The organism is Allobosea sp. MMO-172 (assembly GCF_037147855.1).
In the GTDB taxonomy this organism is placed as follows: domain Bacteria; phylum Pseudomonadota; class Alphaproteobacteria; order Rhizobiales; family Beijerinckiaceae; genus Allobosea.
The window spans coordinates 35,285-57,319 of the sequence record NZ_JBBCUM010000010.1; the positions used below are offsets into that span (position 1 = coordinate 35,285).

At 67.0% G+C, this 22,035-nt stretch carries 25 protein-coding genes; 7 read left to right on the forward strand and 18 right to left on the reverse strand.

Annotated features, from left to right (window positions below; all coding sequences use genetic code 11):
• Position 1 precedes the first annotated feature (1 nt).
• From ubiV to WFK61_RS15825, 4 genes are all read left to right on the forward strand, one after another.
• Positions 2 to 919 (forward strand): ubiquinone anaerobic biosynthesis protein UbiV, encoded by a 918-nt coding sequence (gene ubiV, locus WFK61_RS15810; protein ID WP_336813047.1) that lies wholly within the window; start codon positions 2 to 4, stop codon positions 917 to 919.
• Positions 920 to 949: 30 nt separating this feature from the next.
• On the forward strand, positions 950 to 1,321 hold the full coding sequence (locus WFK61_RS15815; RefSeq protein WP_336813048.1) for a hypothetical protein: 372 nt from the start codon (positions 950 to 952) through the stop codon (positions 1,319 to 1,321).
• Between the two features lie 115 nt (positions 1,322 to 1,436).
• Positions 1,437 to 1,865 (forward strand): pseudoazurin, encoded by a 429-nt coding sequence (locus WFK61_RS15820; protein ID WP_336813049.1) that lies wholly within the window; start codon positions 1,437 to 1,439, stop codon positions 1,863 to 1,865.
• 60 nt (positions 1,866 to 1,925) lie between these two features.
• Complete coding sequence (locus tag WFK61_RS15825) at positions 1,926 to 3,131, forward strand: NnrS family protein (protein ID WP_336813050.1); 1,206 nt, start codon at positions 1,926 to 1,928, stop codon at positions 3,129 to 3,131.
• 96 nt (positions 3,132 to 3,227) lie between these two features.
• Here the strand turns inward: WFK61_RS15825 and WFK61_RS15830 are convergent, their stop codons facing one another.
• From WFK61_RS15830 to WFK61_RS15850, 5 genes are read right to left on the reverse strand one after another with little or no spacing between them, the layout of a single operon-like run.
• Positions 3,228 to 4,421, reverse strand: a complete 1,194-nt coding sequence (locus WFK61_RS15830; protein ID WP_336813051.1) for an NnrS family protein — start codon at positions 4,419 to 4,421, stop codon at positions 3,228 to 3,230.
• A 1-nt stretch (position 4,422) separates the two neighbouring features.
• Positions 4,423 to 5,157 (reverse strand): ABC transporter ATP-binding protein, encoded by a 735-nt coding sequence (locus tag WFK61_RS15835; RefSeq protein ID WP_336813052.1) that lies wholly within the window; start codon positions 5,155 to 5,157, stop codon positions 4,423 to 4,425.
• Positions 5,154 to 5,963, reverse strand: coding sequence for an ABC transporter permease (locus tag WFK61_RS15840; protein WP_336813053.1), 810 nt, complete (start codon positions 5,961 to 5,963; stop codon positions 5,154 to 5,156). The genes WFK61_RS15835 and WFK61_RS15840 overlap by 4 nt, the downstream gene beginning before the upstream one ends.
• A 4-nt stretch (positions 5,964 to 5,967) precedes the next feature.
• The gene (locus tag WFK61_RS15845; protein ID WP_336813054.1) at positions 5,968 to 6,933 is read right to left on the reverse strand and encodes an ABC transporter substrate-binding protein; all 966 of its coding nucleotides are present in this window, start codon (positions 6,931 to 6,933) and stop codon (positions 5,968 to 5,970) included.
• A 55-nt stretch (positions 6,934 to 6,988) separates the two neighbouring features.
• Positions 6,989 to 9,259: a TonB-dependent receptor family protein gene (locus WFK61_RS15850; RefSeq protein WP_336813055.1), complete on the reverse strand. Its 2,271-nt coding sequence runs from the start codon at positions 9,257 to 9,259 to the stop codon at positions 6,989 to 6,991.
• A gap of 390 nt (positions 9,260 to 9,649) precedes the next feature.
• Between WFK61_RS15850 and WFK61_RS15855 the strand changes: the two genes are divergently transcribed.
• The 3 genes from WFK61_RS15855 (at position 9,650) to WFK61_RS15865 (ending at position 11,118) form a co-directional block, all read left to right on the forward strand.
• Positions 9,650 to 10,081 (forward strand): RrF2 family transcriptional regulator, encoded by a 432-nt coding sequence (locus WFK61_RS15855; RefSeq protein WP_336813056.1) that lies wholly within the window; start codon positions 9,650 to 9,652, stop codon positions 10,079 to 10,081.
• A gap of 136 nt (positions 10,082 to 10,217) precedes the next feature.
• Positions 10,218 to 10,856, forward strand: a complete 639-nt coding sequence (locus tag WFK61_RS15860; protein ID WP_336813057.1) for a hypothetical protein — start codon at positions 10,218 to 10,220, stop codon at positions 10,854 to 10,856.
• Positions 10,840 to 11,118: a TehB family protein gene (locus tag WFK61_RS15865; RefSeq protein WP_336813058.1), complete on the forward strand. Its 279-nt coding sequence runs from the start codon at positions 10,840 to 10,842 to the stop codon at positions 11,116 to 11,118. Before WFK61_RS15860 ends, WFK61_RS15865 begins: the two co-directional genes overlap by 17 nt.
• Positions 11,119 to 11,134: 16 nt before the next feature.
• On the opposite strand, the gene WFK61_RS15870 is transcribed toward WFK61_RS15865, so the two are convergent.
• The 13 genes from WFK61_RS15870 to WFK61_RS15930 all read right to left on the reverse strand — a co-directional run bounded on the left by WFK61_RS15870 (position 11,135) and on the right by WFK61_RS15930 (position 22,002).
• Positions 11,135 to 11,827 carry a Crp/Fnr family transcriptional regulator gene (locus tag WFK61_RS15870; RefSeq protein ID WP_336813059.1) on the reverse strand — a complete coding sequence of 231 codons (693 nt, stop codon included), beginning with the start codon at positions 11,825 to 11,827 and terminating at the stop codon, positions 11,135 to 11,137.
• A gap of 101 nt (positions 11,828 to 11,928) precedes the next feature.
• Positions 11,929 to 12,135, reverse strand: coding sequence for a hypothetical protein (locus WFK61_RS15875; RefSeq protein ID WP_336813060.1), 207 nt, complete (start codon positions 12,133 to 12,135; stop codon positions 11,929 to 11,931).
• Between the two features lie 64 nt (positions 12,136 to 12,199).
• Entirely contained in the window at positions 12,200 to 12,748 is a 549-nt protein-coding gene (locus WFK61_RS15880; protein WP_173048811.1) for a cytochrome c oxidase subunit 3 family protein, read from the reverse strand.
• Positions 12,745 to 13,620, reverse strand: coding sequence for an SUMF1/EgtB/PvdO family nonheme iron enzyme (locus WFK61_RS15885; RefSeq protein ID WP_336813061.1), 876 nt, complete (start codon positions 13,618 to 13,620; stop codon positions 12,745 to 12,747). Before WFK61_RS15885 ends, WFK61_RS15880 begins: the two co-directional genes overlap by 4 nt.
• 58 nt (positions 13,621 to 13,678) lie before the next feature.
• Positions 13,679 to 14,806 carry a copper-containing nitrite reductase gene (nirK, locus tag WFK61_RS15890; protein ID WP_173048807.1) on the reverse strand — a complete coding sequence of 376 codons (1,128 nt, stop codon included), beginning with the start codon at positions 14,804 to 14,806 and terminating at the stop codon, positions 13,679 to 13,681.
• Between the two features lie 114 nt (positions 14,807 to 14,920).
• The gene (locus WFK61_RS15895) at positions 14,921 to 15,205 is read right to left on the reverse strand and encodes a metal-sulfur cluster assembly factor (protein ID WP_336813062.1); all 285 of its coding nucleotides are present in this window, start codon (positions 15,203 to 15,205) and stop codon (positions 14,921 to 14,923) included.
• The gene (locus tag WFK61_RS15900; RefSeq protein WP_173048803.1) at positions 15,202 to 15,744 is read right to left on the reverse strand and encodes a DUF2249 domain-containing protein; all 543 of its coding nucleotides are present in this window, start codon (positions 15,742 to 15,744) and stop codon (positions 15,202 to 15,204) included. Before WFK61_RS15900 ends, WFK61_RS15895 begins: the two co-directional genes overlap by 4 nt.
• The gene (locus WFK61_RS15905) at positions 15,707 to 17,104 is read right to left on the reverse strand and encodes a hypothetical protein (RefSeq protein WP_336813063.1); all 1,398 of its coding nucleotides are present in this window, start codon (positions 17,102 to 17,104) and stop codon (positions 15,707 to 15,709) included. Before WFK61_RS15905 ends, WFK61_RS15900 begins: the two co-directional genes overlap by 38 nt.
• Positions 17,105 to 17,131: 27 nt before the next feature.
• Positions 17,132 to 17,440: a DUF2249 domain-containing protein gene (locus WFK61_RS15910; RefSeq protein ID WP_336813064.1), complete on the reverse strand. Its 309-nt coding sequence runs from the start codon at positions 17,438 to 17,440 to the stop codon at positions 17,132 to 17,134.
• A 102-nt stretch (positions 17,441 to 17,542) separates the two neighbouring features.
• On the reverse strand, positions 17,543 to 17,698 hold the full coding sequence (locus WFK61_RS15915; RefSeq protein WP_173048797.1) for a hypothetical protein: 156 nt from the start codon (positions 17,696 to 17,698) through the stop codon (positions 17,543 to 17,545).
• A 174-nt stretch (positions 17,699 to 17,872) separates the two neighbouring features.
• Entirely contained in the window at positions 17,873 to 19,765 is a 1,893-nt protein-coding gene (locus WFK61_RS15920) for a nitric oxide reductase activation protein NorD (protein WP_336813065.1), read from the reverse strand.
• Positions 19,766 to 19,774: 9 nt separating this feature from the next.
• The gene (locus WFK61_RS15925) at positions 19,775 to 20,584 is read right to left on the reverse strand and encodes a CbbQ/NirQ/NorQ/GpvN family protein (protein WP_442896315.1); all 810 of its coding nucleotides are present in this window, start codon (positions 20,582 to 20,584) and stop codon (positions 19,775 to 19,777) included.
• Positions 20,585 to 20,655: 71 nt separating this feature from the next.
• Positions 20,656 to 22,002, reverse strand: a complete 1,347-nt coding sequence (locus WFK61_RS15930; RefSeq protein WP_336813206.1) for a cbb3-type cytochrome c oxidase subunit I — start codon at positions 22,000 to 22,002, stop codon at positions 20,656 to 20,658.
• Between the last annotated feature and the right edge of the window lie 33 nt (positions 22,003 to 22,035).

The window sequence follows — 22,035 nt, forward strand, 5'->3', positions numbered from 1 at the left end:
GATGCAGCTTACCCTTGGACCCGTGCTCTATCATTGGTCGCCGGAACGCTGGCGCGATTTCTACTATCGCGTGGCGGATGAGGCGCAGGTCGACGCCGTGGTCGTCGGCGAGGCCGTCTGCTCGAAGCGCGCGCCCTTCAAGCAGGATTACATCCCCGCCGTGGTCGAACGGCTGGAGGCAGCGGGCAAGCGCGTGCTGCATTCCAGCCTGATCCTGATCTCGCTGCCGCGCGAGCGCCGCCAGACCCGTGAGCTGATGCAGAGCGACGAGGCCGAGGTCGAAATCAACGACCTGACCTGTCTGGCTGGGCTGGCGTCGAGGCCGTTCGCGGTCGGCCCCTTCGTCAACGTCTACAACGAGGCAGCGGCCGGATTTCTGGCCGAGCGAGGCGCGACGCGCATCTGCCTGCCACCGGAGTTGCCGCTGCCTGCGGTCGCGGCCATCTCGGCGGCGGTGCCGCAACTCGCGACCGAGGTCTTTGCCTTCGGCAAGGTGCCTCTGGCGATGTCGGCGCGTTGCTATCATGCGCGTGCTCACAAGCTGACCAAGGACAATTGTCGTTTCGTCTGCGAGAAGGATCCTGACGGCATGCCCGTCAAGACGCTTGACGGCGCCGGATTCCTCTCCGTGAACGGGGTGCAGATCCTTTCGGATAGCTGCGTCAGCCTGCTGAGCGATATTCCTGCCTTGCGTCGTGCCAGCGTGGCTTCGCTGCGCCTCTCGCCGCAGGGCTGCGACATGGTCGCGGTCGCGCGATTGTTCCGCGACGTCGTCGATGGGCGGATCGAGCCCGAGGAAGCCGAGAGGCTGCTGGGTGAAATCTATCTGGATGTGCCGTTCTCCAACGGCTTCCTGCACGGGATGGCCGGTCACGTTCATGCGGGAGCGGGCGGCGGCAGTTTGGGCGCGTTGCGCTGAAGCTCACCGGGAAGCGGGAAGGAGCCTGTCATGAAAGCCGGGCACGAGGGAGACGCCGACTATACGTTCGAGCCAAGCGCAGCGACCGCCTCGGCGAGCCAACTGATCGGCCGCTTGCGACGAGTGCTACGTCCGGAAGATCTGGATTGCCCTTGCCGCGAGACGCTGAACGGGGCGCTCGCCCGCTTCGACGAGCAGGAACGTCGGCGTGAAACGCGCCGGCGGCTCGCCGCCGCGCGCGAGCACAAGGAGCGCATCGCTTCGATCCTGCATTTCCTGTCGGAGTTGGACGCCCTCACCGAAGCGGAAAGCGACCGAACCGTGTTCGAGGAGTTCGCGCTGCTGTTCGTCGAGATCACGCGCAGCGCGGACGCCGCGGTCTCGGCGTTGCGCGGCCTATAGGCCCGTCAAATCCGGCCTTCTCTTTGCGCTATCGCAAATTGCGATCGGCCCGCTCCCGTTAGTGTTGCGGTGCAGCGAGAAACCGATGAGTTCGCTGCGGTGATGGAGAAGTCAGATGTTCAGGACTGTTCTAACCGGCGCGATGATGGCTCTGGCGATCGCTGGCGCGAATGCCGCCGAGGTCGAAGTCAAGATGCTCAACAAGGGTGCCGCCGGCGCCATGGTGTTCGAGCCTGCACTGGTGAAGATCGCGCCGGGCGACACCGTGAAGTTCGTTCCCACCGACAAGAGCCATAATGCCGAGAGCATTCCCGAGATGATGCCGGCCGGCGCTGAGCCCTTCCTGGGCAAGATGAACGAGCAGGTCGACGTCACTTTCAAGGAGGCTGGCGTCTACGGCATCAAGTGCAAGCCGCATTACGGCATGGGCATGGTCGCGCTGGTCGTGGTCGGCGAGCCGACCAACCTGGATGCCGCCGCTGCCGCCAAGCACCCCGGCAAGGCCAAGCAGGTCTTCGCCGATCTGGTCGCCAAGGCGCAGTAGCTCGAAACCCGATACTCGGGCGCGGCCGGATCTCTCGCGGCCGCGAGAAGGAGGGAGCCCATGGCACCCATACCGCGACTGCGGGCCTATGACGGGCCCGCTTTTCTGTCTTACGGCTTTCGGCCGTTCTTCCTCCTGGCCGCCTTGCAGGCCGGCCTGACGATGCTGGTCTGGCTGCCTTTCGTCACCGGCCATCTCGCCGTGCCCACCGCCTTCGCGCCGGTGGACTGGCATGTCCACGAAATGCTCTTCGGCTATCAGGCGGCCGCGATCGGCGGCTTCCTGCTGACGGCCATCCCGAACTGGACCGGGCGCTTGCCGGTGCTGGGCCGGCCGCTTCTGGTCCTCGTGCTGGCATGGCTCGCCGGGCGTCTCGCCGTCTCGGCCTCGGCCCTGATCGGCTGGCGCCTGGCGATGGCGATCGATGCGCTGTTCCTGCTGCTGCTCGCCGCCGCCGCTGCCCGCGAGATCGTAGCGGGGCGCAACTGGCGCAACCTCAAGGTCGTGTTGCTGATCGTGCTTCTGCTGGCGGCGAATCTCGCCTTCCATCTCGAAGCGGGGTTGACCGGAGGCGCCGACGTCTCCCGCCGTTTCGCGATCGCCGCCGTCCTGATGCTGGTCATGCTCATCGCCGGACGGATCGTGCCGAGCTTCACGCGCAATTGGCTGGCGCAGCGCGGAGAGGGGCGGCTGCCGGTCCCCTTCGGCACCTATGACAAGGCCGTGCTCGCCGGCAGCGCCGTGGCGCTCATCTGCTGGATCGCGGCGCCGGACACGGTCACGACCGGCGTCGTGCTGATGATTGCCGCAGGCCTCCACCTCTTCAGGCTCGCGCGCTGGGCCGGCGACCGGACTTGGCGCAATCCTCTGCTCGTCGTCCTGCATGTCGGCTACCTTTTCGTGCCGATCGGCTTCGCTCTGACGGCCCTGTCGAGCCTCGGCTTCATCGCTCCCGCTGCCGGCACCCATGCCTGGACCGCCGGCGCCTTCGGGACGATGACGCTCGCTGTGATGTCGCGCGCCAGCCTCGGGCATACCGGCCGCGCTCTGACCGCCACGGCGGCGACCCAGCTCTGCTATGCGCTCGTCGTCATCGGCACGGTGGCGCGGATCTGCTCGGCATTCGGCCATGGCCCGGTCGCGCTGCTGCATGTCGCAGGGCTGGGCTGGTCTCTGGCCTTCCTCGTCTTCGCTGTGGCCTACTGGCCGGTCCTGACCGGCGTGCGTGTCGCGCCGAAGGCTCCCGCCGCCGCCCAGCGGGCCTGATTGGAGCATCGGCCCGAAAAGTCGACCGCGGCTTTCGGCAAATGCCGATGCAAAGAGCCAGATCATCGGACCGGATACGACATTCGGTCCGATGATCTAGCCGCAGCCGCCTTCATCGCGCTGCGGGTTGTTCAGGATCGGCCAAAAGCCGATGAGCCATGTGGCGAAGGACGCCGACCAGAGCCCGGCTGCGAGCGCATAGTGCAGACCGAGCAGGCCGGAGCCCACGCCGAGCTCGGGCAGAACGCGCATCACGGTCGCGGCAGCCATCAGCGTCAGCGCCAGCTTGGCCGCCGGCGGCAGCACGAGGTCGCGTCCGCTATGGCGCAGGCCCGCGATCACGAAGACTGCCATCACCGCCAGCCCGAGCGCCCCGACGGACAGCAGATGCAGTCCGGTTGCCGGGGCGACCGGGGCGCCGAGGCCGGCCAGCCCCAGCACCAGAAAGCCGAGGCCGCCGCAGGCGTTCGCCGCTGCGAGCGCAAGCACTTCCATGCGCAGAACGGCACGGCCGATGAACCACTCCGCCAGCCTGTCGAAGAAGGCGGCTGCCGCGGCGAGCGCAAGCCAGGCGGGCACGGCGGAGTCCGGCGCGACGAGTCCGGCGATGAGCTGGAGCCCCACGAGCCCGGCGGTCAGGTTCTGGCGACCGGGATGGGGCCGGTAGGGCGTCGTCTCGCCGCTGGGATCCAGCGCATGGTTGACGACCACGACGTTGATGCGGGCGATGGCCAGCGAGAGAAAGACCAGGAAGACGGCGAGCGCGGCCTGCAGCAGCCGCCCGGACAAGGCCGTCTCCCCCAGAATCCAGGCCACGCGGATCGAGAGTTCCAGCAGCGCGAACAGCATGATCCAGACGGCGAAGGAGCCGTGGCGGGTGGTGCGCCGGTCGATCAACGGTCGGGTGACATAGACGAGCAGCACGGCAAGGAAGGCGAGGTCGGTCAGCGCCGCCGGGATGATCAGGGCATCGGCGCCGAGGAAGCCGATCAATCGGCCGGGCAGCCAGAGGGCCAGCAGGAGCAGGAGCGCGCGGCCGCGGCGCGGCTTCGTATCGGTCCATTCCGGCATGGCCGAGCCGAGAAAGCCGGCGAGCGCAGCGCCATAGGTCCCGAAGATCATCTCGTGGGCGTGCCACTGCCCGGCCGGCACCTGCCGGGTGAAGGGCAGATCGAAGGCGAAGACCGTCACCCAGATCAGCGGCAGCAGCACCGCATGGGCCGCTGCCACGGGAAAGAACAGCTTCAGCGCTTCCGCGAGCAGCGGGTGGTCCGGTGAATGTCGGGTCATGTCACTGCCTGTCGCCATCGAACAGGTCCGCGAAGGAGGGGTCCTGCATCCAGGTCTGCACGGTCTCGAACACCGCGCGGTCGTCGCGTTGGCCGGGCACGCCGTCGAGCGTGCGCTCCGCGACGATGCCGTCCTGCCGGCCGGAGAGCACGACGATGCGATGGGCGAGCCTGACCGCCTCGGCGAGATCGTGCGTGACGAAGAGCGCGGAGAACTTCTCCCGGGCGGAGGCCGCAATAATCAGGTCCTGCAGGACACGCCGTAAGCCGACATCGACCGCCGTGAAGGGCTCGTCGAAATAGACGATCTCGGGGTCGGTCGCGAGAGCACGAGCGACGGCCGTCCGCTGGCGCATGCCGCCGGAAAGCTCCGCCGGGTACTTGTCGAGATCCCGCTCCAGCAGGCCCACCTCGGCTGCGCGCTGCTCGGCAAGCGCCCGGCGTTCGGCCCTGCCCATCCCGCGCGCGGCAAGCCCATAGGCGATGTTGTCGCGCGCCGTCAGCCAGGGCAGCAGACGCGGCTCCTGGAACACGACGGCGTGTCGCCGGTAGTGCCGGCGCACGCGTCCGCGCAACGGTTCGATCAGCCCGGCTGCGATCTGCAGAACGGTGGTCTTGCCGCAGCCGGAGGGGCCGACCAGCGCGACGACCTCGCCTTCGTGGAGGTCGAGCGTCAGATCCTCGAAAACCGGCCTGCCAAGAAAGGCGTGGCCGATGCGGTCGAGTTCCAGCCTCATCGCTTCACGCCCCAGGGCCGGCCGGCCTCGCGCCATTGTTCCAGCCGGTCGCGGACGGGCTGGAGCAGCGCGTATTCGGAGAACAGCGCAAAGCCGACGACGACGAGCACGATCGCGGTGACGCGCGCTATGTCGAACAGCGCACGTGCACTGGCGAGGTCGCCGCCGAGGCCGCCCGCGTTCGATAGGAGCTCCGCCATCACAGTGACCTTCCAGGCCGAGCCCGCTGTCGTCGTCCAGGCCGGGAAGAGATAGGAGACCATGTGGGGGGCGGTGACGGTCCGCAACCGCATGAGGGGGCCGGCGCCGAAAGAACGCGCCATGGCATCGAGCCCCCGGTCGCGCGTGGCGACGCCTTCGAGCCCGCCGGCGAAGGAGATCGGCAGCGAGGCCACGACCACGGTCATGACGGCGGTGCCGCCGCCGGCACCGAACCAGATCAGTGCCAGCACGATCCAGGCAATCGGCGGCACGCCAAGGATGACGGTCACGACCGGGCGCATCAGCCGCATCGCCGCGAAGGAGTAGCCCGCCGCGATTCCGGCGGCCGTGCCGATCAGCACGGAGAGCGCGAAGCCCAGTCCGGCGCGCTCGGCCGTTTGGCGCGCCGCATGGCGAAAGGCTTCGTCCTGCGCCAGCCTGACGACCTCACGCGCGGTCTCCAGCGGCGCTGGCAGGATGAAGGAGCCATAGAGCTCATGGCCCGCCTGCCAGGCGGCGGCGATGCAGAACAATCCGGCCGCGCCGGCCCAGCCGGCCCAGAGATAACGGCCGGCCCAGCCCAGGAAGGCAATCCCATGGCGCATCGCGTCACAAGGTGTAGAAGGCGTCGCCCGGCAGCTTGCTACCGATGATGCGCGGATCGTCCTTGGCAAGCGCGGTGAACAGCGCTTCCAGGTCCGGTCGGGCCGCGGAGGCGGGCTGCGCGGCGAGATTGCTCACCGGTGCGGCGCGGGCCAGCACGGGCGAGGGCAGTTGGAACAAGGTTGCCGCCTCGTTGGCGACGGCTGCCGGATCGGCTGCGACCGTGCCGAGCGCGGTTTCGATCGCGCGCTGGAGCGCGGCAATGCCGTCGGTGCCGATCTGCTTCGTCAGTGCGTCAGTGACGGCCAACCCTGCCTGCGGCAGGTTGGGGCGGCCTGCCGCCTCGGCCCAGAGCTTGCGCAGGTCGACTGCGCGCTCGAGCGGCTTGGCGCGCATGCCCGACAGCATGATCGCGCCCGAGGTCGCAGGCTCGGACAGCAGGGCGGCATCCGCGCGCCCGCCGAGCAGGAGCTGGACCGCTTCCGGCGGCGTGCCGGAATAGTCGATGTTGAGCTCGTCAGCTTTCAAGCCTTGCGCGGCGAGCAGGCGGCGGAACAGGAAATCGGGCATGTCGTTCTTGAACGGCACGACAACCCGCTTGCCCTTCAGATCGGCAAGCGTGCTGACCGTGCCGGCCGGCGCAACGACCTGAAGCAGGCCGTGGGTCAGGACGTTGGCGAGCCGGATGCCCAGGCCACGATTGTGCAAGTTGGCCGCGACATAGCTCGGCACCACCACCGCCCTCATGCCGCCGGAGGAGACGCCAGCGCGCATCTCGTCCGGCGTGCGCCAGATCTTGACCTCGACGCTGTCGGCGAAGGGCTTGAGCGCCGGATCCTTTGCGGCGGCGACGAGCAGCAGCCCCGGCGTCGCCGGCGGGCCCCAGAGCACGAGCGGCTCGGCGGCGCGCGCGAGATGCGGCAGGGCGATGGTGGTGGCGATGGCAGCCAGAAAGCGGCGGCGGTTGAGCATGCTGATCTCCTTGCCGCGTCGCCGTAAGCCGGCGACGTGGACCGTGATGTCTTTTTCAGAAGCGCGCCTTCAGCCCGGCATAGAAGGCGCGACCGGTGCCGGGCAGGAACGCCGCCTGGTCCGAGCGCGCCTGATCGACGATCAGCGTCGAGGAGGCGTAGGTCTTGTCGAAGACGTTGCTGACTTCGCCGAAGGCGGTGACGCTGTCGTTGATGCGGTATTCGGTGCGCAGGTCGACCAGCGCATAGGGGTCGGCATAGAGCGTGTTCATGTTGTCGACCGGCGTCTTCTCCGGGTTCCAGCGCAGCGAGGCCTGCAGCATCCAGGCCTGCGTCGCCTGGTATTGCAGCGTGGCGTTGATGAGGTGCCGCGGCGCGCCCGCGATGCGGTTGTTGCCGCGCGTGGGATCGTTGTCGAAGCGGAAGTCCTGGTAGGTGTAGGCGAGGCGCCCGGTCAGTTGCTCGAAGATCTTGGCGCCCAAGCCGAGCTCGACGCCGAAATGCGTGGTCTTGTCGGCGTTGATCGCGCCGAGCGAGGCGCCGGTGGCGTCTCGCAGGCTGAGCAGCTCGTTGTCGATCCAGGAATAGTAGACGACGCCGTCCCAGGAATAGTCGCCGTGCCGGCCGCGCCAGCCGCCTTCCAGCGTCGTGCCGGTCTGAGCCTTCAGCGCAGGCGTGGAGAATGCCGCCGCAGCCGCCATGGGGGCGCCGGGGTTGGGGCGGCCGGGGCTGCTGTTGGGCGTGCCGTTGATTGTGGCGAGCAAATCCTCGTGGGTCGGCGGCTCGAAACTCTTCGACAATGCCGCGAAGACGATCTGATCGGTGTTCGGCCGCCAGCTCAGGCCGAGGCTCGGGCTCCAGCCATCATAAGTGCGCCCATAGCTCGAATCCTGCCTGGGAACCGAGCCATTGGGCAGATGGGCATAGGGCGAGGCCGGGCTATAGGCATTGGTCGGGCGGCGCGCGGCGGCATAGGTATCGCTGTTGTCGCGGGTCGCATGGGCATAGGAAATGGCCGGCGAGAGTGTCACGCTCTGCCAGATCGGGATGTTGGCGCCGGCATAGAGCGAGAGTGTGCTCGCATCGAGATCGCTCTCGCCGAACAGTGCGCCCGTGGTCCCGCCCTGGTTGAGATAGTTCTCGCGCTTCGCCGAGCCGACGACGTATTGCGCGGTTGTCTCGAAGAGCGGCAGCGGCGCAGCCTGGTCCGGCTTGTAGGCGTAGCGCGCGACGGCGGTGAAATCGCCGCCCTTGGTGACCCGGACGCCCGAGGAAATCGGGAAGCGGAACATGTCGTCCGTGTAGGTGTAGCCGAGGCCTAGATCGACGAGATGCGGTCCGAATTCCGCCGTCGTGCGGTTGCCGATGAAGAACTGCTTCGTCTCGCGCCGCGGGCGGTCTCGTAGGACGTTGGGGCCGGGGTCGACCGCTACGCCATTGACCACGCGGGGGCCGCCATGAACCTGCTTCGGGTCAGCGCGCAGCCCCTGCTTGGTCAGCGGGCCGGCGACATCGAAGCTCAGATCGGTGTAGCCGATGAAGAAGCGGGTCTTGATGTTTTCGGTGAGGGCCACGCCGACGTTGCCGCTGACGCTGGCGCGTTGCGATTCATTGTAGACGCGGTAGCCGTCGCGGCGGCTGAAATCGCCCTGGATCAGCGCGTCGACGCCCTCACCGCGATAGCCGGTCTGGCCGGAGAGATTGACCTGTCCGAAGCTGCCGCCCGAGACCTGCACCTGCGTGCCGGGCGCGCTGTTGCCGGTCGGCGAGACGAAGTTGAGTGCGCCGCCAAGGACCGTGGCGCCGAGCCGATGCGAGGTCTGGCCGCGATAAACCTCGATCGACTGCGCCTGGAGCGGGTTTGCGAGGCCAACGATGTAGGAGCCGTCGGCGCGGTTGAGCGGCAGACCGTCGCGCAGCACGAGTATGCCGCGCTCGACCGGATTCTGCTGCAGGCCGGAGCCGCGGATCTGAATGCGTGGCTGGTCGTTGCCGCCGAAGAACTCCTGCACCACGACGCCGGGCGCGTCCTGCAGAGCACGGGCCAACGTCGGATTGCCGCTTTGCGGAATGTCCTCGGCCGTCAGCAGCGTCGCGCCCCCGGCGGTCGCGAAGAAGCGATCCCGCACGAAGGTCGGCACGCCGGCCGCGGCGCCCTCGACCACGATCGTGTCGAGAACGATCGTGGAACCGGGGGAGGCTGACTGAGCGAGGCACGCCTGTGTCGACACGGTCGTCAGCAGCGTCGCGAGCGTCAGCCGACCGAAACCGGCGATCCGGCGCGGCGCGCGCGCAGCGACGCAGAGGTGTTCATTGCGGGTCGTCATGATCGCGACGCCTTCTGAAGAGTGGAACGAAAGAGGGAAGGCGGCGTCCGTCCTGTGGACTCGCTCCGCTGATGGCGGGGCCGGGCCTGCCGGCGAGTGCCCGGGGCGATGCGATTGGAGCTGGCGTTCCACATGGGAGCGTTCTAAATAGGAATTTCAGATGGCACTTTTCCTACGTGCGGAGGCGGAGGTTGTAAACTCCTATCTGCATGGTGCGACATGTTGTTGCATGTATATCGTTGTGTGTTATCTGTTTAATCGTCGATTAGGCTGATATTATATTCGAATTTATCTAGATTAAATAAGATGATGATGCGGATACATTACGTCGAAATCTCGACAAAGTGCTGAGGGATTACTGGGCCGCGGCAGGGGGAGGCGGATTCTGGAATGCGGTTGACCCAATTCAGTGAATATGCGCTGCGGCTCCTCATCTTCGCGGCCGCTCATCCCGGCCGCTTGGTCACCGTCGAAGAAGCGGCGGCCTCATACGACATTTCGCGAACGCATCTGATGAAGGTGGCCAACCTCCTCGTGCGGCATGATTTTCTTAAAGGCGTGCGCGGGCGTTCGGGCGGGCTGACGTTGGCGCTGAGGCCGGAGGCGATTTCGCTGGGGGCGATCATCCGCGTGACGGAGCCGGCCTTTTCCATCGTGGAATGCTTCGGGGAGGCGGAGGGGCGTTCGCTGCTGAGCCTGGATCGCTGGCGCGGCATCCTCTCCGGAGCGATGGAGGTTTTTCTGGCCGAGCTCGACAGATATTCGCTGCGCGACCTCGCCGCTGATCCCGAGCGTTTCGGCATCGGCCGCCCTGCGGCCTGAAATGTCCTCATATGTCCTGCGACTATCGACGGCTGCTTGCGTCGGCGCAAAAAGCGCGCCGCCAGATCCCGTTAGATCGAAGCCGTTTTTTTGGATGCTCGGACGCGGTGCGCCCGGTTGAGATAGAGGTGGCTTGATGACGTTTCCATCCTTTTTCGCGCAGGCTCCGCGCCTCAAGGTGAGGGATCCGCTCGCTGCCTTTCTTGGCACCAGTGAAGACGGCATCCTCAACTACAGCTACGAGGATGCGGTCCGACTTGCCGGCCATTCCTGCCCGGCCGTTGCAGGCGCCTATCTGATGGTGATCAACGGCCTCTCCTATCTCTATGAAGACGAACTGCCGGAGCGCGGCGGCGTCGAGGTGCTGATGCGCGACGAGCGCGACCAAGGGACGACAGGCGTAATGGCCTCGGTCGTGACGCTTCTCACTGGAGCTACGGCGGAGACCGGCTTTCACGGCATCGGCCCGGCGCATCGTTTCGCCCGGCGGGACCTGCTTCGGTTCGGTGCCGACATCGAAGGGGTCATGGCGCTGCGCCGCCGCGACACCGGGCAGGGGGTGGTTGTCGACATCGACACGGGAGCTGTGCCGCACGCGGAGGAGATGGCCGCCGTCATGCCTCGGGCCGTATCCGGGCAGGCGGATGAGGCGGGCCTCTCCAGCTTCGCCGCGCTCTGGCAGGATCGCGTCCGCCGCATGCTCATAGATCATGCGGATGATCCCAAGCTGATCCATCTCTATGACTGGGAGCCGGCCGATGCCGCGGTGGCCTGAGGAACTCGTCGCTTATCGGCGTTCGCCAGAGTTTACCGAAGACACCATTCCGGGCGGCCTGCTCAAGGCTCATGCTACGAAGCCGGGGGTCTGGGCCAAGCTGCATGTGCTCGCCGGCTCGTTGCGCTTCCGCGATCTGCAGAACGGCGAAGAACTGCTCCTGTCCGAGGGCGTCCATTCGCAGATCTTCCCGGCCTCGTTGCACGAGGTCGAGCTTTGCGGCCCTGTTCGCTTCTTCGTGGAGTTCTACAAGCCGCGTTAAATCGGCCGCTCAGTCGCTACTTCACGTTCTCGGCGAGCCGTTTCAGCGCAGGCGCATCGCAGACTACGAGCTTCTGCCGGCCGCCTTCCACCAGCCCTTGCGTCTCCCAGGCGCTGAGGATGCGCGAGACCGTATGCAGGGTGGTTCCGGTCATTTCGGCGATGTCGCGGCGCGAGATCGGAAAGTCGACGCGCATGCCGGCTTCATCGCGTTTCCCGGCCTGCTCAATCAGCCTCAGCACGGCATGGGCCACGCGGCGCTCGACTTCCTCGGTCGACATCTCGCGGATGCGCGTATGGGCCTCGTCGAGACGCTGGCCGATGGTCCGTATGGCGTTCATCGCCAGGTGCGGATTGTCTTCGACGAAGCTGTCCCAGGATTCGCTCGGCCATGCCGAAACGAGGCTGTCGACGGCGGCCGTCGCGGTTCCCGGATAGTCGGGGCGGCTGAGTGCGCGCGTAAAGCCGAACAGGTCTCCGGGGTGGACGACGCGGACGATGATCTGCTGACCATCACGCGTCACCTGCGTCACCTTCAATCGGCCATGCAGCAGGAGATAGAAGGCCTTCGCTGGGTCGCCCTGCTCGAAGACCGCCTCGCCCTGGGGAATTCGCCGCGCGCTGGCTTGCGCGGTCATGCGGTCGAGCTGCGCGTCGCTCATGGCCGCGAAAAGCGGGATGCTACGCAGCACGCTGCGATCCAAAGCCACGGTGCTGCCTTCCTATCGGCGATTCGAACACGGCCCGCATCCTGATCTCACGCAGGCGGGACGCGGGATAAGACCGCAATCGCGACGGGGGTTCAAGTGCGTCACGATATCCCGGAGAGCGCGATCCTGGCGCCTGCCAACAGGCATATCAGAGCCGCATAGCCGATCAGGGCGCCGGCCAGCGCCACGCTCTCCCGCTGCAGCCGCATGAAGCCCAGCACGACGAGCATCGCCTTCGTCAGGCTGAGCGCCGCGATGGCTGCGCCCCGAAACTCGGCCGGCAGGACGGAGACCGCGACCAGGCTCAACCCCGTTGCAACGAACAGGCAGATGAGAATGGCCGGGAGGGGAAGGGCGCGAGAAGAGCGCATGTCAACCGAGATAGACGACGGGGAGGATCAGGAGCCAGACGAGGTCGATCAGGTGCCAGATCGTGGCGACGCCGGCGATATGCCTCGGCGTCGGTCGCCAGGCGACGAGCAGCAGCAAGCCGGCGACGAACAGGACATGAGCGAAGTGGAAGCCGACGATGAGCATGTAGAGCTCGGCGAGGCGTGCTTCCATGGCGGCCAGCGCCGGAAGTTCGTGGGTGAACGCGACGATCTTGAGGCCGCAGAATATGAGGCCGCCCAGAGCTGCGGCAATGAGATTGCCTAGTGGCTGCCATCCGGACGCCGCCCGAGCGGCGAAGAAGCCACTGGAGACGAGTATGGCCGTGGCGATGCCCGCGAGCGGAAGGTCGAGTTCGCCGCGCACGGCAGCCAGCGCAGCGGGATCGAGCATTCCCAACAGCAGGAAGGCGCCGAGCAGAGCGCCGAAGACGGCGAGCTCGCTCCAGATCAGGATCCAGAGCAGGAGCTCGATGCCACTCCCGGCTTCCGGCTGCGTGGTATCCAGGCCCTCGCGTAACGCGACGTTCATGCCGGCAGCAGCCTGCGCAGCCGGTCGCGCCAGCTCTGCTCGCGGACCAGCCGGAAGCCGAGATTGTCGGGCGGAATCGCCACCGAGCAGCCGCCCGCCTTCGGGTTGCGAATGAAGAAGCTCATCGGGGCGCGATGCTGGCCCTCGACGACATAGATCCCGCAATTGGTGGTCTCGCTGGTCGTCCGGCCGGCAGCATCCTGCGTGACGCGCCGTAAGCAGGTCTGCGTCCATTCCCAGACATTGCCGGCGATGTCGTGGACGCCGTGCTCGTTCGCGCCGAAGCTGCCGATCGGCAGGGGGGCCGGGTCGGAAGCTGCCTTGCGATTGGCTTCTCGTTCGTAGTCTGCAAGCCAGCGCAGCGCCGGGTTGGTCTCGCTGCCGTCCAGGCCCCGCGCGTCGTCGACGAAGCGCGAGCCGGCGGCCTGAGCCCATTCGCCATCGCTCGGCAGACGCCAGGCGGCGGCTGTCTCGCGAGACAGCCAGATGGCGTAGTCGATGGCGTCGGCATGGCTGACGCCAGTCACCGGCAGGTCTCCGCGAGCCGCCGCATGATCGAGGCGCCTGCAGGCCCCGGCGCTGATGCAGCGCGCAAAATCAGCGGCGGTTACCTGATACCGCATGATCTCGAGCGGCTGCGCGAGCCGGACGGTCACGCGCGGGGCGTCGATCGGGCGGCCCGCGCGGCTGTACTCGCCGTCGACGCGGTGCAACAGCGTCGCCGGAGGCACGATGGCCGTCTGGGGCATGGGGAAGGCCGGTACGGCGTGGTTCGCGGGGCCGGCGAGCAGAAGTGCTGCGGCACCCGCCATGAACAGGAAGCCGAGGGAAGTCGTCAGTCTCGGCAGTGAAGTGTTGAGCGTCGTACCCATGGCCGGAAGCCCTATTGGGAAGGAGCCTCCCCGCTGGTCGCGGGGAGGCTGAGAGAAGTCAGATGCCGGCCGGGGCCACGATCTGCTTCATCAGGTCGTCGTTCCACTCGCCTTCGACCTTGAAGTGGCCGGCGGCACCGAGTTCGAACGCCTCGATCAGGTTGTGGTTGACGTAGGCGTAGATCCCCGGCTGCAGGAAGGTGTAGAGCGCCGCCCCCGCACAGCCGCCGGGGATGAACCAGGTCTCGAGGTCCCGCTCTGGCGGGTTCCGGAACTTGCCCGTCGCCCAGACATAGTCGCCATGGCCACCGATCAGGTGCGGGCGGGTGTCACGGTTCGCCTGCGAATGCAGGATCAGCACCGTCTCGCCGACCTTGGCGGTGAGCGCGTTCTTGCCGGTCAGGGCGCCGACCTTGCCGTTGAAGACGACATGGCTCGGGGTCAGCGTGCGCATCGCCTTGGCGACATCCTCATGCGCTTCGCCAGGGCTGGCATAGCGCTTGAACTTGCCGTTCTCGTCGCGCGGCACGTAGAAGTCCTGCTCGCCGACATAATAGGCCTTGTCGTACTTCAGCGGCTTGCCCTGATGGTCCTTCAGTCCGTCGCGCGGCAGCACCGTGATGGCGCCGTTCATGCCGGCCGTAACGTGCCAGGGCACCATGCCCGGAGGGGCGCAGTGGTAGACGAATACGCCCGGGCGGGTGGCTTTCCAGCGCAGCACGACCTTCTCGCCGGGGTTGACCTCGGTCAGGGCGCCGCCGCCGAGCGCACCTGTCGACGAATGGAAGTCGATGTTGTGCATCAGCTCGTTGGTTTCGGCGTTGATCAGCGTCAGCTCGACATAGTCGCCCTCGTGGACAACCATCATCGGGCCCGGGACCGTGCCGTTGAAGGTAAAGGCGAAGGTCTCGGTTCCGGCGTCGTCAAGAATGATCTTCTTCTCGCGGATGGTCATCGTGAACTCGACGACCTTGGGGCCTCCGGTCGCGACCTGCTCATGCGCATGCACGAAGGGGGGATCGACCAGCTTCGGCTTGATGCGCGGCAGCTTCGCAATATCGGCGGCGGTGGCCTTGGTCATCACGGCCTGGGCCTGCGCCGGTGCAGAGGCGGCCTGGACGATCGCCCCGGTGGCTGCCGCCCCCGCCAGTATGCTGCGGCGGGTCAGTTTGAGTTCTTCGCCCATGGCTTGTCTCCTTCGAATGACCGTCAATGGATCGGTCATGAGCACTTTAGGAGCCTGGCGAATTCGATCTTTGTTGCAGCACAACATCTCTGACGATTGCGGCTGGACACTAGGTCACTCGGCGGCGACCATTGCTGGCTCCCAGGCCGGCTCATAGGTCAGCGTTACGGTGACGCCCGTGACGCCCTCGACGGCGCCGGCGGCAAAGGCCACGGCCTCCTTCAGGAAACCGGTGAGCGGGCAGCCACGCGTGGTCGTCGTCATGGTGATCGCGACCGAACCGTCCGACGCCGCCGCGATCGCGTAGATCAGGCCGAGGTCGATGATGCTGCGGCCCATCTCGGGGTCGAGCACGTCACGCAGCGCGATCTCGACGAGGCGCTCCAGATTGGTGCTCATCCGTGCGCCCTCCCGCCGCCATGGCGCACGAGCAGGCGATAGGCCGTGCCGGACGCGTCGAAATTGCCGGCCCATTCATGCTGGCGCTTGGCCAGTTCCGGAAAGAGGAAGACCGGCTCGCGGGCGAGCAGTGCGAACAGCACATCGCCGGGCTGCAGCGCCTCGAGTGCTTCAAGGATGCGCACCATCGGCTCCGGCGGTTCGAGATCGATCAGGTCGAGCTCCTCGACGGGGTCGCCCCAGAAAATGGCGGAGGGGCTGCTGCCCGTGGCGAGCCCGGCCTCGGCCTGCATCTCGGCGACAGGCGAAAACACGACTTCCCAGTCGCCGCCGTCGAGCGGGCGGTCACTGGCGGAGAAGCCGCGATTGGCCATCACCGAGAACAGCGGCACCGGCCGGAAGGGCGCGACGAGGCGCAGGGACTCGCCCGGCGCCAGCGCGCCGACGGCCTCCATGATCGCCTGGAACGGCTCCTCGCCGGCCAGCAGCATCGGGCGGACGTCAAGCTCGCGGATGGGCGATGGTTCCGGTGTGGACATGGTCCGGTCTCCTTTCCTCTGCCCGAGCGGCGAAGAGCCTGGGGCGTTCATGCGCCGGCGGCCGGTCGGCAGCCTTGATCTGCGACAAGCGGCGGATGTGGACCAGCTCGGCGGCGATGCCGATCGTTCCCGCCAGGCCGATCGCCATGCTCGATCGGAAGCCGCCGGTCGCCTCCATGGCGAGCGCCGCCGTTCCGAACGCGACCCCTGCATAGTAGAGCAGGAACCACCAGCCGGTGCGCGGCATGGCGACGAGATCGCCGACGCGCGGCGCCGGGCCTCGCCCGAGCCGGGGTGCATAGGTTTCGAGCCAGGTCATGAAGGAGACGATCTTCACGAGCTGCGCCAGCGTCAAGCCGCCAAGCCAGCCGAAGACGACGAGGAAGACGAGTGCCGCGATCGAGCCGTCCCCGGCATGGGCCACGACGGCGACCGGCAGCAGCGCCAATCCAAGCGCGAGCGCCGCAAAGGCGGGAATGCTGGCGAGCATGTTGATCTCCAGCGCCTTGCGCCTGCGGGCGCTGTAGAGCGCGAGGATGCCCCGGCCGTAGAGGAGGCTGGCCAGGACGAGCATGATGAGCGCCGCTACGATCCAGGTGGCGCCGGGCTCGATGCCGGCGAAGGGGGCGGCAAGGCCCGCGAAGGCGAGGCCGAGCCCCAGGCTGGCCAACAGCAGCACCGGGCGCACCCCGCGTGCGGGCGGCTCCGGCGCCATCATGAACATGACGAAGAGGCGGTAGCTGACGCCGAAGGCGATCAGGCCGAGCCAGCCGCCCAGGCCGAGCAGGGCGTGGAAGGGCAGGCCGTCGGGAAGCAACGCGACGTGGCCGAGCCAGCCACCGCGTCCCGACAGGAGCGTGGTGAAGGCCGCGCCGCTCATCGCCGTGGCTGCGAGGCAGGCGAGGCCGACGAGGACGAAACGGGCGAACAAGGCGATGGGCCTCGCGTTCAGCAGCGTCGCGGCCAGCATCAGGCCGAGCAGGGTCAGGCCCGAGAGCAGCGCGGCGCCGCCCAGCGGCAGGAGGTCGAGCGGGACGTCGATCCAGCCGGCCAGCGTGGCGAAGCCGGTGCTGAGCAGGATGAGGCCGGCGGCCAGCGCGGCCAGCACCGGCAGAGCGAGTTGGGGGAAGGCAAGCGGGCGGGACACCAGAACCGGCACGAACTGCAGCAGCGCGCCGGCCATGGCGAGGCTGAGCCAGCCGACAGCCACGAGGTGGACGAGGACGAGTGTCGCGGGCTCCCCGAGGCCGGCGGCGGGATAGCCGATGCCGGCGACGGCGAGAGCCTCGGCCGCAAGCAGGAAGGCGAGCGCGGCCGCGAAGTAGCTCATCGTCCAGCGGGACAGCGATGCCATCGGCATGGCTGCGGTCTCCCGGATGCGAAGCGGTCAGTGACCGCAGGTGCAGGAATGGCCTTCGTCATGGCCGCCGCAATCGGCGGCATGTTCATCGCTGCCGGCTTCGTTGCGGCCGATCTCGACCTGCCAGATCTCCGGACCCTGGACGATGTAGGCCCAGGAATAGACGCCGGGATAACGCGCGTCGATCTGCCGGCGCAGCGGCGCGGGATCGTGATCGTTGACGATGCTGAAGGCATCGCCGGGGGAGAGCCGCTCCAGGATGCCGAAGATCGTGGGATGGCGCACGACCGGCGGAATCGTGCGCACGTCGAGCGGTTCGAGAGGCTGGATGGTCATGGTTCGGCTCCGGTTGCGGCCCCGATGCGGGCGGCTCTCCAGCCTAACGGAGCCCTCCCTGCGGCAATTTGCCGAAGCGCAAACTGCGCGCTTTTGGCGGCCTCACTGTTCGAGGAAGAGCAGGACGGCGATGGCGAGCGACATCATGACGGCGGCGGCGACGCCGCCTTTCTGGAGCACGCCCATCCGGTAGAGCAGCAGGGCCATCACGATGATCGCGGGCGTGGCGACGACGAGACCCATCTGAGCGTCGGTCATGGCGTTCTCCTCAACGCTTGTCTTGACGTTCGAGCCCTCATCCTGAGGAGCAGCGGAAGGCTGCGTCTCGAAGGATGCTCCAGATGGTTCCGGAGCCTCCTGGAGCATCCTTCGAGACGCCATTTCTGGCGAAACGGCTCCTCAGGACGAGGGCTTGCTTTTGGCTTCGGGCACTCAGGTGGCCAGCGCGCGGTAAATCGCCGGCAGGGCGGCCGGCAGGCGATCGAGCCGGGCGACCACGGCGTGGCCATTGCGGCCGAAGAGATGCGGGATGTAAGCGCGCGATTCCCGGTCGACGGTGACGGCGAAGACGCAGATGCCGGCGCGCCGCACCTCGATCACCGCCATGCGCGTATCCTCCATCGCGAAGCGGCCTTCGTAATGGTCGATGTCGTTGGGCTTGCCGTCGGTCAGGACGAGCAGGAGCTTGCGCCGATCGGGCCTCGCCTTCAGGCCGGCCGCGGCATGGCGGATCGCCGTGCCGATGCGCGTGTAGTAGCCGGGCTTCAGCGCCGCGATGCGCGCCTCCACCGCCGGCCCCATCGCCTCGTCGAAGCGCTTCACCGTCTCGATCCGGACCCAGTCGCGGCGGCGCGAGGTGAAGGTCAGGATCTCGTGGCGGTCGCCGCAGGCGGCGAGGCCATGGGCGAAGACGGTGAGCGCCTGCTTCTCGACATCGAGCACGCGCAAATCGTCGAACCAGGCGTCGGTCGATAGCGAGACGTCCATCAGCGTGGTCACGGCGAGGTCATGCGCCTGCGGCCTGCTCGCCAGATGGATGCGGTCGCTCCCCGAGCCGCCGGCGGCGAGATCGGCCTGGCGGCGCACTACGGCGTCGAGATCGAGATCGGGACCGTCGATCTGACTGCGCTGCGGCTCGCGGAGCGGACGCAGCGCCTCGAACTGGCGGCGCACCTGCCGCACCAGCGCGCGAGTCGCGGCGTCCTGCGCCGGGGGCGCCTGCTCCTGCTGCACCATTCCGGCGAGCACGCGGCAATGATCGCTGCGATAGCTTGCGCTGCGGAAATCCCATTCCGGATAGGTCAGGGCGCCGGCCAGAGCCGTCTCGTCCATCGCTTCAGGCGGCAGGTCGAGCTCGAAGCGGAAGCGCGAGGCCGGGCGGCCCTTGCGCTCGCTCAGCACCATGTCGTCGAGTTCGTCGGCGGCCTCGGGATCGTGCTCGTCGCTGTCGTCTGAGGGGCGGTCGACGGCGACCATCTCCGACATCGCCAGGATCGTCTCGAAACGATTGAGGGCGAAGGGGCTGCGTTCGCGCCAGTCCTCGGTCGTCTCGTCGCGGCTGGCGGCATAGGCCTTCATCTGCTCCTCGGCCTTGGCCGATATCGGGGGCGGCTGGTCCTCGTCGCGGCGGCGCGTGCGGGCGGGGGCGGCGGCGTTCGCCAACGGCCAGAGCGGCACGCCGAGTGCCGGCAGATAGCCGGCTGGTGCCTGGGCGAGCCAGTCCCCAGCGGCGATGTCGAGCGGCTTGCCACTTAGCAGCGCGCGGATCAGTGTCTCGATCCAGGCCTCGGTCGCGGGCAGACCCACGCGATGGCGGCTCGCGAGAAGGCCATCTGCCAAGCGGCGATAGACCGGAATGAGGCCCGGAAAGGCGGCGAGGACCTGTGTAACCAGGCGCTGCGCGGCGGCGATCAAGACGAGATCGCGCTGGAGCGGATCGGTTTCGATGATCGGTCGCGGCGGCATCGCGGCCATGCAGGCGGTAAGCCAGACATAGAGGTCGCGGTTGAGCCTGGGCTGCGGGAAGAGAGCGATCTCAGCCGGCAGTTGCAGGCTGTCCTGGGTCCGCAGAGACTGGGTCAGTCTTTCCTCGCCGAGGCCGACGCGCTGGCGCAGGTTGAGTCGGTGACTGGCGGTGCGCTCGCGGGCCGGAACGATCTTGACACCGGACTCACCGCCGAAGCCGCGGAAGCAGACGGCGAGCGTCGGCGCCATGCTCGCCAGCGTCACCGCCGCCTGCGGGTGATGCGGCAGGCTCGCGGTATCGCCGACCAGCCGGTGCCAGAAGCGTCCGACCGTCTCTTCCAGCTCGAGGAAGTCCAGCATCATAGCCTCCTAGATGAGAACCGCGCGGGCGATCTCGACCAGGCCGGCGCGAACCTCCGGCTCGTCGGTCAGGGGCTCGATCATGGCAGCCATCACGGCCTCCTGCCGCGGCAGGCCGGCGGCGATCAGGTTCGCGGCATAGATGATGAGGCGGGTCGAGACGCCTTCCTCGATATCCTGTCCCTTGAGCGTGCGCAGGCGCCGGGCGAGATCGACCAGCGGCACGACTGTGGCCTCGTCGAGCCCGCTTTCCTGCGCGACCACGGCGATCTCCTGATCGCGCGGCAGGAAGTCGAAGCTGATCGAGACAAAGCGCTGGCGGGTCGAGGGCTTTAGGTTTTTCAGCAGGGTTTGGTAGCCGGGGTTATAGGAGACCGCGATCATGAAGGAGGCTGGGGCTGCGAGCAGCTCGCCGGTGCGCTCCAGCGGCAGGATGCGGCGGTCGTCGGTCAGCGGATGCAGCACCACCGCCACGTCCTTGCGGGCCTCGACGATCTCGTCGAGATAGCAGAGCCCGCCCTCGCGAACGGCCCGCGTCAGCGGCCCGTCGACCCAGACGGTCTCGCCGCCCTTGAGCAGGTGTCTGCCGGTGAGATCGGCGGCGGAGAGATCGTCATGGCAAGCGACCGTGAAGAGCGGCAGCCCGAGCTTCGCGGCCATATGCGCGACGAAACGGGTCTTGCCCGAGCCGGTTGGCCCCTTCAGCAACAGCGGCAGGCGCCTTTCCCAGGCCTTCTCGAACAGGAAGCTCTCGTTGCCGGAGGCGGTATAGGCGGGGATGTCGACGGCTGAAGCCGGGACAGGCGGGCGTGGGATCATGTTCATCGCGGGCATCCAATGCATTGGGGAGGGCAGAGGCCCGCCGGCCCGGCGACCGGCGGGCCTCACGATCATTCGGCAGGTTGTGCGAAGGCGATCGGATCGGCATTGCGCTCACGGCCGGGCACCAGCACGGCCCAGACAAACATCAGCGCGGAGATCACAACCACCACGCCGGAACCGAGCCGGACCCAATAGAACAGCGCGATCTGATCCTGCACGTCCATGAAGCTCTGGCCGAGCACGCGCTGGAGATGGACCTGGACGACGCCGGCGAAGGTTAGTGCGAAGGTCATAACCGACATCGCCGTGCACATCATCCAGAAGCTCGCGATCGAGAGCCACTGGTTGTAGGGAGCGCGGCCCTTCAACTCAGGGATGGCGTAGGCCATCATCGCGAGGTTCAGCATCACATAGGCGCCGAAGAAGGCGAGATGGCCATGGGCGGCGGTGACTTGCGTGCCGTGGGTGTAGTAGTTCACCGAAGAGAGCGTGTGCAGGAAGCCCCAGACGCCGGCACCGAAGAAGGCCATCACCGAGCAGCCGATCGACCAGAGCAGGGCGGCCTTGTTGGGATGGTTGCGGCCAGCCTTCCAGGTCATCTGCACGGTGAAGATCACCATGGTGAAGAAGGGCGCGACCTCCAGCGTCGAGAACAGCGAGCCGATCCACTGCCAGTATCCGGGCGCGCCGATCCAATAATAGTGGTGGCCGGTTCCGAGGATGCCGGAGAACAGCGCGAGCCCGACGATGACATAGAGCCATTTCTCGACGACCTCGCGGTCGACGCCGTTGAGCTTGATCATCAGGAAGGCCAGGACCGAGGCCATGATCAGCTCCCAGACGCCCTCGACCCAGAGATGGATGACGTACCACCAGTACATCTTGTCGAGGGCGAGATTGGCCGGGTTGTAAAAGGCGAAGAGGAAGAAGAGCGCCAGACCCCACAGGCCGAAGAGCAGGATGTTGGTGACCGTGGTCTTGCGGCCCTTCAGCGAGGTCATGGTGATGTTGAACAGGAACATCAGCACGACGACGACGATGCCGATCTTGATCACGAAGGGCTGTTCGAGGAACTCCCGCCCTTCATGGATGCGAAAGAGATAGCCGACAACCGCAATCGCCGCCGCGATGAAGAACAGCCAGAACTGCACCACCGCAATCTTGCGGCTGTAGAGTTCGGTCTGCGCCTCCTCCGGCAGGAGGTAATAGGTCGCGCCCATGAAGCCTAGCAGCAGCCAGACCACCAGCGCGTTGGTATGGATCATCCGCACGATGTTGAAGGGTAGGATGACGGACAGTGTGTTGGGCAGGACATAGATCAGCCCCGCCACAACCCCGAAGGCGACCTGCGCGACAAACAGCGCGAGCGCGCCGTAGAAATAGAGCATCGCGACGCTCTGGGTCTGATATTTCATCGTATTGTAGCCTGGCATGGCTCTCTCCTGTCG